Here is an 18,089-nt window from a genome sequence, read left to right as displayed (position 1 = left end):
CCAGGGTTATATAGTCTAGTTTACCCTATAAATAGCTGAGGTTCACAGATAAGGTCAATTATTTATAAAACGTATGATTACCAATGGTCTTCACATACTCCTGCGAATGATGTACGGTAAGATCCTGCGCAAGCTTAAGCGATAGGAAAAAATAAGTACTATCGGGAACTTCCTTCACCCCAGAGAGCGCCGCGTTCACCGCTTTAATACTATCATCATTAGGCTTGACACGTTTAAGACGCCCGTTAGCTACAGGACTGAATTGATGCTTTTGATAAATGACCTTATATATCGTGTCGGGGAAATTGGCTGACCGTAGCCTATTCAGAACAACGTTGGCAACTGCCACCTTGCCCTGGTACGGTTCACCTTCCGCCTCTGCCATTACAATTTTTTGTAGCAGAAGCAGTTCTTCTTCGGATACTGCGTAGCGCCGGGTTGCTTTACTTTGCTGCTCCTGGCTTAATAGCTCGGTCCGAGAGAAGTATAATGTTGTGAGGGGATTTTTCTGAGATGCCGAGACTGTCTTAACTACAGTCTGAGCGCTCTTTTTCGCTGTCGCTTTCTGCGCAGCTGAATTAGATTGTGCTACATCAGCCTTTACCCGAACTATGGAAGCCTGCGATGTATTTTGTGGCTTTATTTTATTCTTACTAAGCCATTCTACACTCTGCTCTGGTTTCCAAGTGGAACTGAACAGGTTAACTGTGCTGTAAAGCTTATTCGTTTGTGAAACTTTTGTAGTGCCCCTCGTCTTACTAGATTTTGATTCTTCTTGCAAATAATTTATTACCGATGCTCGGCTGGTGGATTGCAGCTTATCCATCTGCAGATTATCTATTTTCCCCTCGGCAACCTGATTAGGCTGCATTAAGCTTATGGCAGAGAAACACACTAGTATAACGCCAACAAGCAACGCGATACAGCGGTTTTGTTTAAAGATTAACATGATATTCCTCCTATTTCACGGCACATTCCTATTGTATGTAACCGAAAACGGAAGCTTTGAAAACTTAAATACCGATTTTAAAATGTAATATTTTCAATCATTTCATACATAGGAATGGCATACATTCTGGTAGCATACAACACAAAACTATCAATCGTCCAGTCTCTATGAAAGATTTTTGATCTTTTTTCATCATCCAATTTCAGTAAATTTTCCAGCAATTTATCATCAAATGAAATTTTTCCAAGGTACTTTCGAGCCACTGTGAGATGTGGTTTGTACTCCCTGGATTCGGCCGAAAAACCTAAAGGAAGTGTAGCAGTGTGTACTCTCGCAGCCAGTAAATTCAGCTCTTCTAGTTCGCCAGAAACCCCTACCCATAAAACTTTTGGAGCCTTTGGCAGACCAAATGTATTCCATTTGTCTAAGGATAGTTTGAAGGGGCGGCATTGCTCTGACATCTGCTTCAACGACATGATTAAATCCGGGATTTTCGTCTTTGGGGTGTCTCCTAAAAATTGCAGGGTAATATGATAATCCTCTGGATGAGTCCATTTTGCAAAATGAAACTTTTGAGATAGGTTAGAGCACTCTTCCGCCACAACTTGCCCAAGTTCTGAGGGTAATTTCACAGCAATAAATAATCGTTCTGAATCTTTATCCGACACGTTAGCATCCATATCAATTTCACCTTCTCCTATAGATTTGGTATCCTTATCCTATAACATTATCCATTTCCATCAAACCTTAGAGCAGGAGGAATCATCATGACTAAGTCCATAGTATGTCTACAACCACTTACAGTCGAGCAACAAGAAAGGATCAAAGCATCAGCCCCCGGTTATACATTCATACAAGGTGACGGCAAAAATCCGGATTTACAGCTGCTAGCTGATGCTGAAATCGTAATCGGCTGGGCTAAAGGCATCGCCGATACGCTTCTTCGTCCAGATTCGCCCCTTCGCTGGGTCCAATCCTGGTCTGCTGGAATCGAGAAGCTCCCGTTAGAGCGTTTTAAGGAACGTGGAATCCTATTGACTAGTGGGAGCGGAGTGCATGCCGAGCCTATTTCTGCGGTAATCTTTGGCTTCATGCTTCTCTTCACACGTAATTTGCATACAGCTGTTCGCAATCAGATGAACCGCTACTGGAATTCTGACGGAAGTGAGAGTGAATTGTTCGGAAAGACAGCCGTTATTGTTGGAACTGGAGCCATCGGCAGCGAAACTGCCAGAATCGCTAAAGCTTTCCGGATGAAGACGATCGGAGTAAGTCGCTCAGGCAAGCCACTCGCTGATTTTGATCAAGTATATACCACTGACCATCTGCCAGAAGCTGTGAGCCAAGGCGACTTCATCATCAATATTCTCCCTATCACCGATGAAACTATTCAATTATTTAATACTGCAATCTTCTCTGCCTTTAAACAAGGCTCCTATTACATTAACGTTGGACGTGGAGCAACTACTGATACTGAGGCTCTAATCCACGCACTGAATCGCGGTCAGCTTCGTGGTGCGGGATTGGATGTATTCGAAACCGAACCCCTCCCGCAGGATCATCCACTTTGGACTATGGAGCAGGTAGTCATCACTCCTCATTCTGCTGGCATAACCGATCAATACGCTAATCGAATCGTAAATATTTTTACCGAAAATATAAATTCCTATTTATCTACTGGCACTCCATCCCTAAATCTCGTTGATTATGCCCGCCAATATTAAATTTAGTATTTGATTATTAAGAACACTTGTTCTATAATAAAAAAATCCAGGAATCAAACATAAAGAGAGGTTAGCGAAATGGATGTTACTGTCACACAATACAATGAGGAATGGAATCTTATCTTCCAAGAAGAATCTCGTAAGATTAAAGAGATCTTTGCTGATGCACTTATTGATATTCACCATATTGGCAGCACTTCTGTTCCTGGGCTAAAAGCTAAACCAATCATTGATGACTTCAACGCGCAAATGACAGAGCTCGGTTACGAATGTATGGGCGAGTTCGGTATGAGTGGCGAGGCAGCAAAACAATACGGTAATCTAAAAGAGGATCTTGCGAATCAATTTCCGAAGGACATTGAAGCTTATATGGATGGGAAAGAAGCATTTGTCACCGAACTAGAAAGAACAGCGCTTGAATGATATTCAAATCATTAACTATAAACTGATCATACAAAATAGTCCCTGCATGTCTATTAGACAATCCTAATGGACATGCAGGGACCCTTATTTCACATCTGGATCGCAGCGCTCTTAATTAGAAGCTATGATCTCGTCAATATAAGCCGTAGCGGTTCCAGCCGTAGAAGGTGTAACAAACTGAATGCCAATGGCATTCACTTTCTTCAAATTCTCAGGCGATAGATTGGAATTGTTGCTAAGATCAATCGTGAACTCCGTGAATCCATCCTGAGCAGCTATCTTCGCACCCGAATCTACCCATACTGCATAGCCTCCTAATTGAAGAAACAGCTTCGCTTGTACATCAGGCTGGTCAGAGACGATTCTAACTTTAGCAGTAAGCTTGGAGAATGAGCTCAGATCAAGTGCAGCTACTTTTGATGCTGCTATAAAAGGATCTTTATCCTCTCCATTCCATGCGAAATCAAGCTTCAAAGATTGATTACCTTCAGCATATACATCAGAAGATACTGTGGCTGTACCAGAATTGATAGCCCAACCGTCATTCCCCGTCTCGAAGCCATAGTGAACATCCGGGACAGCTTTCTCCAGAGATACTTCCTTCAAATAAAGCTTCGCAGTTCCTCCATCATTTGAAACATCCTCAATTTTAATCCCAATCGTCTTTACAGCAGCCAAATCTACGCCCACCCCTGCTGCTGCAGTAGGCAGTGAAATAGATAAGGTCGTATAACCCTTAGAATCTACAGGCACAGGATCACCGCTGTCACTCCATTTCCAGTCCGCACCTGTCTTGATGAATAGACGCGCTTTAGCTGCACCACTCGAGAGCTTAACCTTAGCGCTGATCGTATCCAGCCCTGTAATATTCAGCTTCTCAGGATTAATTGCAAGTTCAAAGGATTCTTTGGAGCTGCCATTTGTATCATTGCCAGTATTAATCAAATCAAATTGTACACTTGCCGCTTCTTCATTGGCATCAAATACTGGAGGTTGAGCGTTGGCAGACGAACCGTTGGTTGTAGCCCATCCTGCAATATCAGCTTCTGTAGCGAAGGCGTACAACACGCCAGGCTCATGTCCCTGGGAACCTCCATTTCCTTCTTCCGACATATCCGGAAGTGTCCCGTCATAGACCGCTTGAATATCGTCAAAGTAGAGCGAACCTTCGTGGCTCTGTCCGTCCATCGCATTCACATACAAATTAAAGCTCTGAACTTGCTTCAATCTTTCCTGTGTAAGCTCTCCGGCTTTTCCCCAGCTCATCTCCGTCAAATTCTTCAAACTTAATACTATTTTACCGTTCTTGTCTGGATTAATGACCGGATAGGCTTCGAAATATCCTCCATCAACGACAAGCTGCACCACTAGCTTAAGTGGCTCACCTTTCTCAGCATAAGCGTTGTCTCCATCGGAAGCTACCCACATACTGAGTGCATTATAGTCGGACCAGTCCAGCGAACCCAGACTTTTACCTACTCCGGTATAACCTGCATTATTAATCGTATAGTGCAGTTTCATTCCGTAATCCCCAGATGCCTTATGTTCGGAGCTTAAAGATACGCTCACATCATCTCCGCCAGCCTTAGGATATTTGGCTATCAGTGCTTCATCACTTGAGCCATAAGATTCAAAATTATCTACCAGTGCTTTGTCAGCAACAGGTGCAGTATACGTATTATAAAGACCGATATTATCTACATAGATTGGCAATTCACCTTGCACTTCCAAACCACTGCCAACCAGAGATATCGCTAGACCAGTGGCTTCGGTTGATTTAGCGGCATTATCCAGATCAATCGAAACATCAAATTTATAATACTGTGATCCACTCACGTTAACTTTCTCAAGATCGGACAAAGATTTATAGGATGAGTCCATGCCATACTTTGTATCCCAATCTGGTGGCAACTGAATCACACTGCGTACCGCAGCATTGTTTGCCTCATTCTGAGCAGCCTCCGGAATTAACACGGAGAACTTCACACGTGTAACTTGAGACAGGTCCACTCCATCCAGTGCAAGATCATTCAATTGCAGCTTCAGTTCCTGCCAAGTATCCTCAGCAGACAGCCCTTCAGTAATGTTAATAACTAGCTTACCATCAGCATCTAGTGACGCATGCTGCAAGACCGTCTTGATCGTCTCTGCGTTATTGGCGAGCCCTGACCAAGTACCATTGTTTTGGATTTGCTCCAAATCCTTGTCAGTATCAAAAGTAAGTACCTTTATTGGCGCTTCATTGATTTTTAAGAATACAGAATTTGTCTGTGCAAGTGTAGCATCTCCAGTTCCATATGCCCTCACTGTAATCTCTGCTGAACTGCCATTCAGACTAGCGTCTGGCTGCCATGAAGCGCTATAGTAGCCGTCCGCACCGAGCGTCATTTCCACCTCTACTCCAGAATCACCCACAGTATAAGTCACTTTGCTAGGCACTGCATTTAATACCTTGGCCCGAATGACGGTCACGGCATCTGTTACTGTACTGATATTATTCGGAGTTACGATGTGGAGGAAAGGTTTCTTTGCTGCAACTTCAACTTCGAGATTGTATTTATTATCTTCTTTCACATCACTCGCAAAAGCCGTGAAATCATCTTTATAAAAATTCACAAAATCAGGAAGCAACTCATGATCTGCTTTATTAGGAACATTCTTATAAGGAACATACAAATTATTACCTTCACCAAAGTTCGCCCAAGTCAGCATATAAGATATTTTTGCCGCATCAGGGTCAGCCTTGATCGCATTCAATACTTTAGTGAACCATTCCAGCTCATTATTGCCTGTTGTTTTCATACCAGCAGCACTATAACCATACTCAGATAGGGTAACAATCTTACCTTTGTCTTGAGCAAGCTGAGAAATCATCTTAAGGTCTTTAACAAGACCACCCAGGAAAGCCTCCGAACCCGCATTCTCCTTGTTGTCATACTGATCCATTCCAAGAATATCAACAAATTGATCACCTGGATAAGTCGTTAAATATTCACTTTCATTTCCATTAAAAGATCCGTTTGGTGAGAATACATAAAGGAAGTTATGAACGCCTTTAACATCACGTAGGTATTCAACTGTATATCTGTACAGTTCCGCGTATTCACTCTTTGTCGTTGTAGCCGCACCCCACCAGAACCAACCTCCATTTTGTTCGTGGAAAGGACGGAACAGAACTGGAATCAGGTTGCCATCGTCATCCTTAAGATTGTTCGCAAAATCAGAGATGCGATCTAGATATTTATTAAACTCTCCATTCTTATCTCCGCCCGGCAAAATACGTGATACTACCGAGCGCGTTGCTCCTTTGGAATTCCCTGTGTCGTTAAAGCTTCCTCCCGTAACAAAATTGTACGGATGTGTACTTAGCGTTACAATACCACCCAAATCATGAGCCTGCTTCATGGCAGCGGATAACCCTAATCTACTCGCTTCATAATCTCCGCTAACTCCAGGAGGATTCTCATATCCATCTAAACTAAGGGTGTCCCAACCAAAAATCCCAGGATAATCACCAGTGGAGCTGTATACGTCAGAAATAACATTTCCGTTCTTATCCTTTCCGGCAAAAGAGACGGTAGTATCATGCTGATGACCGAACATAACTTGTTTACCGCTCATGCTATCCAGATAAGCAAATAATGATTTGGTAGCAGTCGATGCATCTACGTCAACGATATGAACCCCAGCTTCTGGTGTTGCCGTTGGAGCAGCCGTTGCTGTAGGTTCCGGAGTAGACGTCGGTACTGGCGTTGCTGTAGGCTCTACACTAGTTCCACCTGAGCCCCCAGGCGCCGGTGTGCTTGTTCCCTGTCCTACAAGAACTCCATCCTTCACAGTGTATGTTCCTTCTACTATAGTCACTCCATTTAAGACTACAGAGGAAGCACTTACTACAAGCTTGCTAATGGTACCTTTTGTTGTAATCAACGTTCCCGTTGCACCGTTACCAATCACAAGCTGATCGATTGTAGAACCTGAGCCTACTTCTATAATAGAAGCACTATCAATAGTCAGTTGAGTGATGACCGTAAGGTCCTCTATAACGACCCGAACTTTTCCTTCAGGACGATTCACTTTTACAGCAGCCAATTTAGAATTTTTTAAATGAATCGAATGCTCGCCACCACCAGATATAAGTACATTACCTTTTACTGTTGCATTCTCCAAGACACCCTCACCATCACCAATACCGGAGGTAAAATAAAGGTTGCCTGATGCAGCTACATTCTTTAGTTCAACCCCACTTTGGTTAATGACAATATTCCCATGGATATCTCCCCCAGTGAATTTACCGGCTGTGTTGTAGTAGCCGCTAATCAATCTGTCAACGATAGTGACTACCTCCGCCCTTGTAATTGGGTCGTTCGGACGAAATGTACCATCTGGATATCCGGATAGAATTCCACTCAATGCTAGGGTAGCCTCTTTAGCGTAAGCGCTGATGGATGCTTGGTCTGTAAAGGCACTCGCTTTAGTGCCTGGCTCCAATGAAAAAACAGAAGCAATTAATGTTGCAGCATCTTGACGAGTTACTTCAGTATCCGCTTTCGCTTTATTATCAGGAAAACCTTTGTAATAGCCAGCTTGCTTCGCTATAGATAAAGCGCTTGCATACCAAGCTTTAGCAGGTACATCCGAGAATGACATTTCCGAAAGAGTGCTAAATCCAAATAGCTTATTAATAATACTTACAAGCTCAGCACGCGTTACTTTATGATCCGGCTTAAAAGAGCCGTCCGGATAACCTTGAATAACACCATTACCCTGCCATTTCTCTACACTTTCTCCAGCCCAGTGCGCCTTGAGGTTTTCATTTGTTTTTCCGTTAGCTAGCGCAGGCACAGCCATTGTAACGAGCATTACTGCTGTAAGAAATAGAGCAAAGCTTTTTTTGAACCTCTTCATTCGTTTTACCCTCCCGTTTTGTAAAGGTTTTCATTATTACTCAAGCAGAAGATTCGACTCCTTTATCAACCTCCCCATTTATTCCCAATAACAATTTAGTTATTATATTAGCACCAAAGTAGCAAACAAACAATAACTTATTTTTATAAATATCTATTTTGTTATAAAAAACACTGAATTTCAGGGTTAACAAGCATAAATATAGTCAGATTAATAATAACAAAACACTAACAAAATATTCCCCGTTCTATAAAAAACAAACAAAAGGCCAGTCTCCAATGGATTGGAGGCTGGCCTTAACTTAATCTTCTCTTTTATCTAATCCAAGTCATAAATCGATCCGACTTTCAACCCGTATAGCTCATTGTATATCTTCTCAGCAAAGGCATCCGTCATCCCTGCGATATAATCAATCACCATATGTTCCCACGTCCAAATAGGATTCGCTTGTTTCTGATCCTTCTCAAAGCGTTGCAGCCAGTCCGATGGAATAATGGCTTTGGATGTCTGCGGATCAAGAAAAGCTCCCCATAGACGGCGCAGAATCCATTCACTACGTTTCTGAAGCCGCTGTACTCGTAAATCACGAATCATCGTGACCCAAGCGAAGCTTTTCAGCACACTTACGGTCCGTAGCATATCCTCATCTTCTTTTCCTTCCTTTATAAAGGTGACCTTCTTCCAGTCTCCATCAGGAATCACCCCAAGACTTGCGACAAAGGTGCTAACCCAATAAGCCTTAACTTCACGCCGAGTTCTGGAATAGTCGTTCTCGCAGGTTGGCATCTTTTCCATCCATACTCGAAGAAATGAACTAAGCACCTCTTCGACCTTAGCGCGGATACCTTCCTCCTCCCAACCCTTCCAGAAGAAATCCTCTAACGTTGAAATTTTCTCTACGATCAGCCGCTGAATATAGGAATCGTGCATAAAGTGTTCATGCACTTCAATCTTTCCAGCCTTAATTCCATCCTCCAAATCATGTGCAGAATAAGCGATATCGTCGCAAAGGTCCATCAGCTGAGCTTCCAACGTTTTCTTACCTGCTGGAATTCCCCACTCTTTGCGAATCTCCGAAATATATGCCCATTCGTGAAGGTACATCCCCTTCTTCAGTGAGGTGCCAGGAAACGGATATTTATTAATTCCGAGAAGCACTGCATCCGACAGATTTAATCCATCAATGTTCTCCCGCTTCTCCAGAAACATAATCAGCCGATAATTATGAGCATTGCCTTCAAAGTGCTCATAGCGCTGCTTCATCTGCTCATGAATGAGCAGCCTATCTGCACCCGTTGCTCCAGATTGCAGTGCAGCCTCATTCGTCTTCTTTTCAATAAGCTGATCCAGAATGTTATCTAGTACCTCTTCCCCTTTATGTCCGAAAGGAGGATGACCAAAATCATGAGCAATGGCCGCGCATTCTACAACCTCTGAATCTATTACAAGTCCTGGGTTCTCAGCTTTACTTGTCTCCACCTCTGGATAAGATCTAAGCAGACTTTTCGCTGCCTCACGAGCAATCTGAGCGACTTCAAGCGAATGAGTTAGACGCGTCCGGTAATAATCACCCGTGCCAGCCCCGAACACTTGAGATTTGCCTTGCAGCCTACGAAAAGTAGGCGAATGAATCAAGCGTGAATAATCACGCTCATAAGCAGCTCTCGACGTTTCTAGGCGGGTAATTTCCGGATATTGCCGGTGTTCTCTTTTTTCAATAAGTGTCATATTCCCACCCCTAACCAAATGTCTATATATTGAACTTCATTATAAGGCATTTTCATAACAATTTTCACATCAAAATACAACGTTATCCCAATCCCAAACTGCAATGGAAGCAATCCACCAATCTAAAAGCAATTGAAATGGAGATATTAATCTTCGTAGGCAAAAAACATCTAGGAGGAATCCACTAAATGATAATGAAGAAATTGTCCGTAGCTCTTTTATCCACTTGCTTGATGCTATCCGTTGCTTCTGCGGCTTCTGCTTCTGCTGCACCAGCCGAAACGAAACATGAGAAAAAAGTACATGCTGAGAAAATGAAGAAAGAAAAAGAACATAAAATGCATGAAAAGAAAATGCATATGAAGAGCCACTCCACTAAAGGAATTCATGCAAAGAGCATGAAGGCTAAAAGCATTAACACTAAGAGCATTCACATGAAAGCAACAAAAATGCCAAAAACAGGCCATGGCGGTGCTAGCGAACAAACTGAATAGGGAGGATGAAAGAGGGGGAATCCCCTCTTTCTTTTCTTACACATGAAAAAATGGATATCTTCATTTATATTAACCTTCATCACTTTAACCACTGCCAGTTGTACTGACTCACATTCGCAGGAAAGCAGACCAGACACGAAGTCACTACAAACACAGCAGCAAGAAACGATAACTCCTACTAAAGCTATTCAAAAGATCGATATTAAACCATCATTACCCAAACCTATCCTGCCTACTCAGCTTAGCATTCCAGCTATTAAAGTAAGCGCCAAAATAGAAACCGTTACATTGCTTCCAGATGGACAAATGGACGTCCCTAAGGATAGCAATATTGCAGGAATTCTGTACCCAGGAATATTACCAGGTGCTAAGGGAAATGTAATTTTAGACGGGCATGTGGATAGTTATATTGGTCCAGCTATTTTTTTCAACCTCAAAAAGCTTAAGCACGGTGATGAAATAACGGTATCCAATGCGGACGGGCGAAAACTAACTTATATTGTAGAGTCTGTAGAAATCTTTGCCACTGCTGAAGCACCCTTGGAACGAATTTTTGGAAAGTCTACCGAAGCCAGAATGAATCTTATTACTTGTACAGGGAGATATAGCAGAAAGAAGAAAGAACATGAAAAAAGGCTGATTGTCTTTACAAAACTGAAACTATGAATATTTTGACCCTCCAAAGGAGCATTCTAAAATAAAAAAAACAGGTGAATTCATGAAAACTAGCAGCAAAATTATGATGACTACCCTCTCTCTCTTGTTATGCTTCACGAACTCCGCTCTAGGTAGCCCGAGCAAGAACCGCGACTACTACGAAAAAAGAGGAGACATGATTTGGGAAGTACATACTAACCAAAAAGTGATTGCATTAACGTTTGATGACGGTCCTGACCCTTCTGAAACCGATCAAATATTAAAGGTATTGAGTCAATATCATGCGAAATGTACCTTCTTTGCCATAGGAAAAAGAATTGCAGCGTATCCAGATGTGGCGAAACGAGTCATTTCCGAAGGACATGAATTAGCTAACCATACCTACAATCACGTCTATTTTAGAAAACCTATTAATAAAGCCCAGTTTGAGCGGGAGCTTAATTTAACCGAAGAAGAAATCATAAAGGTTTCTGGAAAGCATAGTGCTTTGTTCAGACCCCCGGGTGGCATGTATGACGAGACACTAGTGGATACTTCAAACAACATGGGCCTAAAGCCTATTTTATGGTCCTGGCATCAAGATACACGTGACTGGAATCGCCCTGGCGTGCAGAGTATCGCGAACAAGGTTATTCGAAACGCACATAATGGTGATATCGTCCTGTTTCATGATCATGTGCATGGACAATCTCAAACCAGAGAAGCGCTCAAAATTATTTTGCCAGAATTAGAAAAGCAAGGTTTCCGATTTGTCACCGTTTCAGAATTAATCAAATTATCCAATACACAGCAGGCAGGTAAAGCACAATAGCCTAATTGCACAGGACTTCAAAATAAGGTAGTCTTGTCCTATTATGAAGTTCTGGAGGCTTTTGTCATGTCTGATAACACATCCTATACGACTGAGGAAATTGCCCGTTTACTGAAGATCTCGAAATTAAAAGTATATGATCTGATTAAAAAAGGGGAGCTTCCCTCCTACCGTGTAGGAAAACAGATGCGTGTGGATCAATCCGATTTAGAAGCCTACAAACAGAATGCTCGAAGTGGCATGACCCTATCGACATCGCCGCTGACTTTTGCTGGAGCAAATCTAACACAAGTTGCCACACATTCTGGCCAATTTAATAGTAAAGCTACAGGACACAGCCTCGTGATTACGGGTCAGGATATGTCACTCGATATTCTGGCCACCTATTTGGAGCGTTGCCTGCCCACTGAGCGCCCTCTTCGTTCTTACGCTGGCAGTCTAGATAGTCTGATTGCCATGTATCAGGGCGAGTCTGACATCGTCAGTACGCATCTGCTCGACGGGGATACTGGAGAATATAACCTTCCCTATATTCGTAAAATACTTGTGGGCTTCTCTTATGTTGTAGTCCGTCTGTTGACCCGAAGTGCGGGATTATATGTTCAAAAGGGAAATCCTAAAGGTCTTCATGAATGGTCTCATCTGCAACAGGATGGACTTACACTGATTAATAGAGAACGGGGCGCTGGTGCACGTGTGTTATTGGATGAGCAACTCCGATTGCACGGCATTCCTACCGCAAGCCTATCTGGATATGAGCAGGAGGAGAATAGTCATTTGGCAGTCGCTGGTAAAGTGGCACGAGGAGAAGCCGATGTGGCCATCGGTACCGAGAAGGCTGCTCAGATTGTCGACGGCGTTGATTTCATTCCCTTGATTCAGGAGTGTTATGATCTAGTGATGCTCAAGCAACCGGGAAATGAGCACTGGATCACCACCGTGATTGATATTTTACGCTCGCCAGCCTTTCAAAGTGAGCTTGGGTCCATTCACGGATATGATCTCACGGAAACCGGGACGATTATTTACGAAACCTGATAGTCACAGGCTTGTTTCTTATTAAAAGGGTTTTGTTTTAACGGTGCGTTTCTAAAGAAAAAAACCTAGTCCATCCCAGGTTACTCCTGGATGGGCTAGGTTTTTTTTAATTTATCAAGATTTCCAATCGACATTCCACTGAAGTCAGCGGAGCGATCTCTGTCGAGCATAATTAAGTACGCCGGTTCACAAACATCAACATCACAGCAGACATAACAATAATGGAGCACACCCACATCCAAGCAAGAGTCATGTTGCCGCCATCCACCGCGACATAGATCGCTGTAGGTACAGTCTGCGTGCGGCCAGGAATATTTCCAGCTACCATGATCGTTGCGCCAAATTCTCCTAAACCGCGGGCAAAACCTAGAACATACCCAGCAGCGAGTGACCGACCTGCAAGGGGCAATGTGACATAACGCAGTACCTGCAGTTCACTCGCTCCCTGCGCACGCGCCGCATCCTCAAGATCCGCTTCCACGCCTTCAAAGCCCGCCTTCACCGTACGGTAAACGAGAGGAAAAGCTACGACAACCGCGGCCATAACCGCAGCCCCCCATGTAAAAAGGATCGTATGCTCCGTCATTTGTTCATACCATCTGCCAATCCAGCTGCGACGACCTAAGACGACCAATAACACAAATCCGACAACTGTCGGCGGCAATACGAGAGGAAGTAGCATTACAGTCTCAACCAAGCTATAACCAGGAAATTTCCGACCCGCCATAGCCTTGGCAGCGGCCGTTGCAAGAATAAATACAATGATGCTGGTAATTACTGAAATTTTAACGGAAAGCCATACCGGGGCGAAGAAATCAGTCCAATTTATTTCCATCCTTATTCACCCCGCTTCTTCTCATGATTTCTTATTTAAGGAAGCAAGAAGCCATAGCTTGCAAAAATATCACTAGCCTCTTTGCTTTGAAGATAATTGTAAAATTCTTTAGCTTCCTTCTGATTCTTCGAATCCTTCACGATTCCCGCCGGATAATTAATGGCTTTGTGAACATGCGGGCCTACAGTAAGGGCGATCTTCGTCTTTTTTGAAGTCAATGCATCTGTCTTATATACAAAGCCTGCATCGACATTCCCCGTTTCGACGTAAGACAGAACCTGACGTACATCCTTCGCAAATACAAGTTTGTTTTGCAGCGTATCCCATACCTTCTTCGCAGTTAACGATTGCTGAGCATATTGGCCAGCGGGCACAGATTCAGGCTGCCCTACCGCTACCTTCTTAAAGGATTTATCCGTAAGTTGAGTGATTGTATTTAATGAAGCTTTTGAATTCGAAGGTACGACTAGAACCAACTGATTCTTAAGCAGAACCTTATGGTCAGAGATCAGTCCAGCATCCACTAACGCATTCATCTGTTTATCCCCTGCTGAGAAGAACAGATCAGCCGGAGCACCCTGCTCAATCTGCTTCTGTAATGTGCCAGATGCAGCATAATTAAAGACCAAATCAATATCGGGATGCTTCTTCTCATAGAGAAGCGCCATTTTATCTAAGCTATCTTGCAAGCTGGCTGCAGCGGATACTATAATCTCTGTCTTCTTGGCGGCTGCCTCTACCTCCAACCCTGCGCCCGCAGATAAATTCACAACCAAAAAAATTGCTAATACACCAAAGATCCTGACTGACCATTTCTTAAACATTTCCATTCCTCCCATTTTCACATGTATATATGTAGATGCTATTCTAGCATACGTTTTTTCGATTTTCTATAGATTGAGTTGTGTTTGGATATGTTTAGTTATATATTGTTATAATTAGATAGTTAGAAATGAGTATCTTGGACTTACTCGCAAAAAAAGGATGCCACCGGCAACCATTTAAATGGTTGCTCAAGCACCCCATCTTTCGAATTGAACGAAGGTCAAATGAGCGTATCACTATTTATAGTGCGAACTCCATTTTTCCAACTGCTGCCTGATTACTTCACGATAATAGTACGGTTCAATGATTTCCGCTTCCTCTTCGAATCTCTTAATCCAGCGGACAAATCCTATATCTTGTTCCACGGCAACCTTAAAGTGAAAACATCTAGATTGACGATCCACTTTACTTGGCTTAAAAGGCAATTCGTCCTTCTTAATTCCTTCCATTACCCGTTCCGAGAATTTCACTTTGAATTCTACCTGTAAACTATCCCTATCGAGTGACCATTTCTGCTTCATAAAGGCTTGCACATCAAACGCTTCCTTCGAAAAAAAACGATTTAATGGCTTCACATTAGAAAAATCGTTGATATGATATGTACGAATAACACCCTGACGATGACAAAATCCAATGAGATGAAAACGACTTTCCAGCGGGACCAGACAATAAGGATCAATGGTGATCCCTTTCTCTTCTAATGCATTCTCACTATAATTCGCTTGAATACTCTTTTGCTTTAATAAAGCCTCCAGGATCGGAGTAAGAAATGAGTGTTGTTCCATATGCGAACTGTTTCTTTCTGCCCACCCCACCCCTACTTCTCTTCTTGCACGTTCTATTGTTTCTTCTCTCTCCGCCTTACGTTTATATTCAGCCGCGACTACTTTTTCATACGCGCTTTCAAAATCTATGGGTAATGCTGGTTTTATATCTTCCATAATATAGCGTAATTGCGAAAACGCGTTTGCTTCTTCTTCCGACCAATCCAAGGGATAGAGTGCAAAATTCCCAATAAAAGCATAACCTTTTCCATGCCCCAGGTGGGTTATGGGAATATGCATGGCGCTAAGCGCGTCCATATCCCGGTAAATCGTTCTCTCGCTGTTGCCGCAGCGTTCCGCCAATTCGCGGGCTAATATCCCTGGCTTGGCTTGAACAAGTGTAATAATGCGCATCAGTCGGATTAATCGGTCTGTCATATTCAGTTCCCCTTGATTTATGGTTAAATAGACCCATTATTTTATGAAAAAAAGTAAAATTGTGATAGAACTTTTTTACTATGTTACCACATTTTATATTACAATTCTTCTTATAATTTTCCGCCGAATCCGCTGAAAAATCCAATTTATGTATAGGTCTTTTTTCGCTTATGTGCATCCTCGTGCAGTGAGTCCTATATTAAATTCCACCAACGGCTTTACTTCGTTGCTGATGCTCGAACCCGATCTGTTTATACAACATTTCAGCCTCTTTAAGCAGCAAAGGATCTCCAGAGCGTACTGCGAGTAGCAACATCTTATCCGCATGTCGATTGAGCATTTCGTGAGCTTCACTATGCTGGCCTTTACTTCGTAGTGCCTCTGCTGCTTCAACCGTTTCAGCCGTCTTCAACAATTCCAGATGCTTCTCAACATAAAAGCAGCAAGTATCGCTCAGAATGCGCGTATGATGCGCGTACTCCAGCTCAAGTACCTTCACGGGGAGTTCACGAACACGCTCTACGGTTGGTTTTTTATACTTCCACTGTAGGGATAATGCTTCATATTTACCTGCTACAGAACTAGAAGTAGTGAACTCCAATCCTATGAATTTGCGTTGTCCTGTTTTTATTTTTCCAAGCTTAAGCAAGAGTGAATTCCCTTCTCCAGCCTCCATTTCACATCCATAACAGCGCTTAAAAGTTACATGTGGCTCAAGCCAAACTCGTAGTTCAATATCACGTGCAACCACTTTGTGGCTGCTTGGTCGGCTATTTTCTGAAGGCAAATTTCCTTTCCATTCGACAAGTAAAACAACATCCCGATTTCCACCTGCAAAAATACGATCTTGACCCCACGTAAATATAGGAGTAATACTTTCCATCATATTTTCCACCTCTTTCTTTTTTTGGGTCTTCTATTAATGTACCAATAATGGCGGACAACTCCATGTCATGGAATGTATGTTCGGTTCTATATTATCGACAAAAAAAGAGCCATTCTACATACTAAGTAGACTGACTCTCGCAAAAACAGCCCCTTTTGTCTGTTTATGACGAAAATTTTATGTTTTTAACTTTAACGACTCTGAAGTTTAGGCTGCACTCGCTCCCGCTTAAAAAATAGTCCCAGCGCCCATTTGGCGCAAAGCAGAGAAAATATAAAAAATAGGACTGCCCAAAATATGGCCGGCACCGATGTCATCCTTGCCAGGTTACTGGCATCTCCCGCACGAGATGGGGATACAACGGCCGCATATACGAGAAATAAACTTCCCATTACAGACTCTTCCAAGGTCAAAAAAGCTAATAACAAATAATAATATTTGCTGGCCTTTTTCCACACCACCAGCATTAAAACATTCAGCGCAATAAACCCGCCTAACCACATCATTCCGAAGCTTCCCCGCACGTACATTACCAGCATAATCAATGCTACTGTTGTAGCTAAGATAAGTCCCCAATCATGCCGTCCTTTACTGTAGAGATAGAAGAGCAGCAATGCGAATAAGGAAGCCAGCATATACCCGGATAGCGACACCAGTATCGCTCTGCCTCCATCTTGAATGGCTGAATAGGTGACCCCACTATGATTCGCGTATAGCTCAATCCGCAGCACACTGCCAGACAGCAGTAAAGTCACCAGCGCATGACCAAATTCATGAATCATCGTGTCCAAATTCCGAAACAAAGATGAGAATGGAATCAACCTCGTCAAAAAAGCAGATCCGACCAAAAATAACATTGTCTTAAGCCATTTATTCATTCCGCAGCAGCCCCTTTCCGTCCAAAGTATACGATAAATAGTCCCTCTTCTCAATCATGTTGAGCACAGCCAAATCGTTCTTTACAAGGAAGTGTAACTCACTTCAAACAGGCAAATATTACTGACCCAAGAAGCCCTATTCACGTTTAGCGTACGCTGTCAGAAGCTGTCAAGCTGTGTTAAAATAAAAGAAATACAAGCCTAAATTGGGTGGTGATTATATAGATGAAACAACGTAAATACCGTAAATATCTACAGCTGTTATGTTCGCTCCTGCTTCTGCTGACCCTTTCCATATCTCTTCCGGCCCCAGTAGCACAAGCCAATATATTCAGTGATATCTATAATGGATTCAAAAGCTTCTCTGAGCTTCCAAATGAAGTCAATGAATTGAAAGAAGGATTTCAGCAGACAGCTGAAGAGCTACAACAGGCGAAAGATAAGCTTACGAATACCATGCAGGAAATGGAGGCCTACCGGACACAGAACGAAGCCCTGCAGGAGCAGAATCGCCAACTAACGCAGATGGTTGATGAGTTGCAAAATGACCGGACGGCACGCGAAGAATATTATCATAAAATCAAAGTGACTATTTTTACAGGGATCGGTCTAATTCTGGGGTATTTTATACTCATCCGTATTGTTCGTTTCAGCATGCTTCACCGTTCTAGAAAAGGAGACCGCCTGCGCTAATCTTGAACATTCAGTAAAGATCACGTCTACAGCATGAG

16 protein-coding genes are annotated in these 18,089 nt (G+C 42.8%); 7 read left to right on the top strand and 9 right to left on the bottom strand.

What is annotated here, in order from left to right; translation table 11 throughout:
• Positions 1-58 precede the first annotated feature (58 nt).
• Together MKY19_RS04860 and thpR are read right to left on the bottom strand one after the other, a co-directional pair.
• On the bottom strand, positions 59-949 hold the full coding sequence (locus tag MKY19_RS04860) for a cell wall hydrolase (protein WP_076283914.1): 891 nt from the start codon (positions 947-949) through the stop codon (positions 59-61).
• A 77-nt stretch (positions 950-1,026) separates the two neighbouring features.
• The gene (gene thpR, locus MKY19_RS04855) at positions 1,027-1,629 is read right to left on the bottom strand and encodes an RNA 2',3'-cyclic phosphodiesterase (protein WP_076283913.1); all 603 of its coding nucleotides are present in this window, start codon (positions 1,627-1,629) and stop codon (positions 1,027-1,029) included.
• 87 nt (positions 1,630-1,716) lie between these two features.
• Here thpR and MKY19_RS04850 point away from each other — a divergent pair, with 87 nt between their 5' ends.
• Positions 1,717-2,673 carry a D-2-hydroxyacid dehydrogenase gene (locus MKY19_RS04850; RefSeq protein ID WP_339800811.1) on the top strand — a complete coding sequence of 319 codons (957 nt, stop codon included), beginning with the start codon at positions 1,717-1,719 and terminating at the stop codon, positions 2,671-2,673.
• Between the two features lie 78 nt (positions 2,674-2,751).
• A complete protein-coding gene (locus MKY19_RS04845) occupies positions 2,752-3,096 on the top strand; it encodes a GrpB family protein (protein ID WP_339269025.1) in 345 nt (114 codons plus the stop codon).
• A gap of 111 nt (positions 3,097-3,207) precedes the next feature.
• Here the strand turns inward: MKY19_RS04845 and MKY19_RS04840 are convergent, their stop codons facing one another.
• The gene (locus MKY19_RS04840) at positions 3,208-8,004 is read right to left on the bottom strand and encodes a glycosyl hydrolase (RefSeq protein WP_339800809.1); all 4,797 of its coding nucleotides are present in this window, start codon (positions 8,002-8,004) and stop codon (positions 3,208-3,210) included.
• A gap of 318 nt (positions 8,005-8,322) precedes the next feature.
• The gene (dgt, locus tag MKY19_RS04835; protein WP_339800807.1) at positions 8,323-9,732 is read right to left on the bottom strand and encodes a dGTP triphosphohydrolase; all 1,410 of its coding nucleotides are present in this window, start codon (positions 9,730-9,732) and stop codon (positions 8,323-8,325) included.
• Between the two features lie 188 nt (positions 9,733-9,920).
• Here dgt and MKY19_RS04830 point away from each other — a divergent pair, with 188 nt between their 5' ends.
• The 4 genes from MKY19_RS04830 (at position 9,921) to MKY19_RS04815 (ending at position 12,732) form a co-directional block, all read left to right on the top strand.
• Positions 9,921-10,226 carry a hypothetical protein gene (locus MKY19_RS04830; RefSeq protein WP_339269021.1) on the top strand — a complete coding sequence of 102 codons (306 nt, stop codon included), beginning with the start codon at positions 9,921-9,923 and terminating at the stop codon, positions 10,224-10,226.
• A gap of 42 nt (positions 10,227-10,268) precedes the next feature.
• Positions 10,269-10,892: a class F sortase gene (locus tag MKY19_RS04825; RefSeq protein WP_339800805.1), complete on the top strand. Its 624-nt coding sequence runs from the start codon at positions 10,269-10,271 to the stop codon at positions 10,890-10,892.
• 52 nt (positions 10,893-10,944) lie between these two features.
• Positions 10,945-11,694, top strand: coding sequence for a polysaccharide deacetylase family protein (locus tag MKY19_RS04820; RefSeq protein ID WP_052404165.1), 750 nt, complete (start codon positions 10,945-10,947; stop codon positions 11,692-11,694).
• 66 nt (positions 11,695-11,760) lie between these two features.
• Positions 11,761-12,732, top strand: coding sequence for a helix-turn-helix transcriptional regulator (locus tag MKY19_RS04815; RefSeq protein ID WP_339800802.1), 972 nt, complete (start codon positions 11,761-11,763; stop codon positions 12,730-12,732).
• Positions 12,733-12,904: 172 nt separating this feature from the next.
• On the opposite strand, the gene modB is transcribed toward MKY19_RS04815, so the two are convergent.
• From modB to MKY19_RS04790, 5 genes are all read right to left on the bottom strand, one after another.
• A complete protein-coding gene (gene modB / locus MKY19_RS04810; protein WP_339269014.1) occupies positions 12,905-13,567 on the bottom strand; it encodes a molybdate ABC transporter permease subunit in 663 nt (220 codons plus the stop codon).
• A gap of 35 nt (positions 13,568-13,602) precedes the next feature.
• Complete coding sequence (modA, locus tag MKY19_RS04805; protein WP_042185209.1) at positions 13,603-14,391, bottom strand: molybdate ABC transporter substrate-binding protein; 789 nt, start codon at positions 14,389-14,391, stop codon at positions 13,603-13,605.
• Positions 14,392-14,628: 237 nt separating this feature from the next.
• Positions 14,629-15,594, bottom strand: a complete 966-nt coding sequence (locus tag MKY19_RS04800; RefSeq protein WP_339269012.1) for a WYL domain-containing protein — start codon at positions 15,592-15,594, stop codon at positions 14,629-14,631.
• Between the two features lie 199 nt (positions 15,595-15,793).
• Positions 15,794-16,480, bottom strand: a complete 687-nt coding sequence (locus MKY19_RS04795; protein WP_042185207.1) for a hypothetical protein — start codon at positions 16,478-16,480, stop codon at positions 15,794-15,796.
• Positions 16,481-16,671: 191 nt separating this feature from the next.
• The gene (locus MKY19_RS04790) at positions 16,672-17,358 is read right to left on the bottom strand and encodes a M50 family metallopeptidase (protein ID WP_060625056.1); all 687 of its coding nucleotides are present in this window, start codon (positions 17,356-17,358) and stop codon (positions 16,672-16,674) included.
• Between the two features lie 225 nt (positions 17,359-17,583).
• Here MKY19_RS04790 and MKY19_RS04785 point away from each other — a divergent pair, with 225 nt between their 5' ends.
• Positions 17,584-18,051, top strand: coding sequence for a hypothetical protein (locus tag MKY19_RS04785; protein ID WP_042185202.1), 468 nt, complete (start codon positions 17,584-17,586; stop codon positions 18,049-18,051).
• Positions 18,052-18,089: the final 38 nt, after the last annotated feature.

This window comes from Paenibacillus sp. FSL R5-0744 (genome assembly GCF_037972555.1).
Lineage (GTDB): Bacteria > Bacillota > Bacilli > Paenibacillales > Paenibacillaceae > Paenibacillus_AQ.
This window is presented reverse-complemented; position numbering and strand designations above follow the sequence as displayed.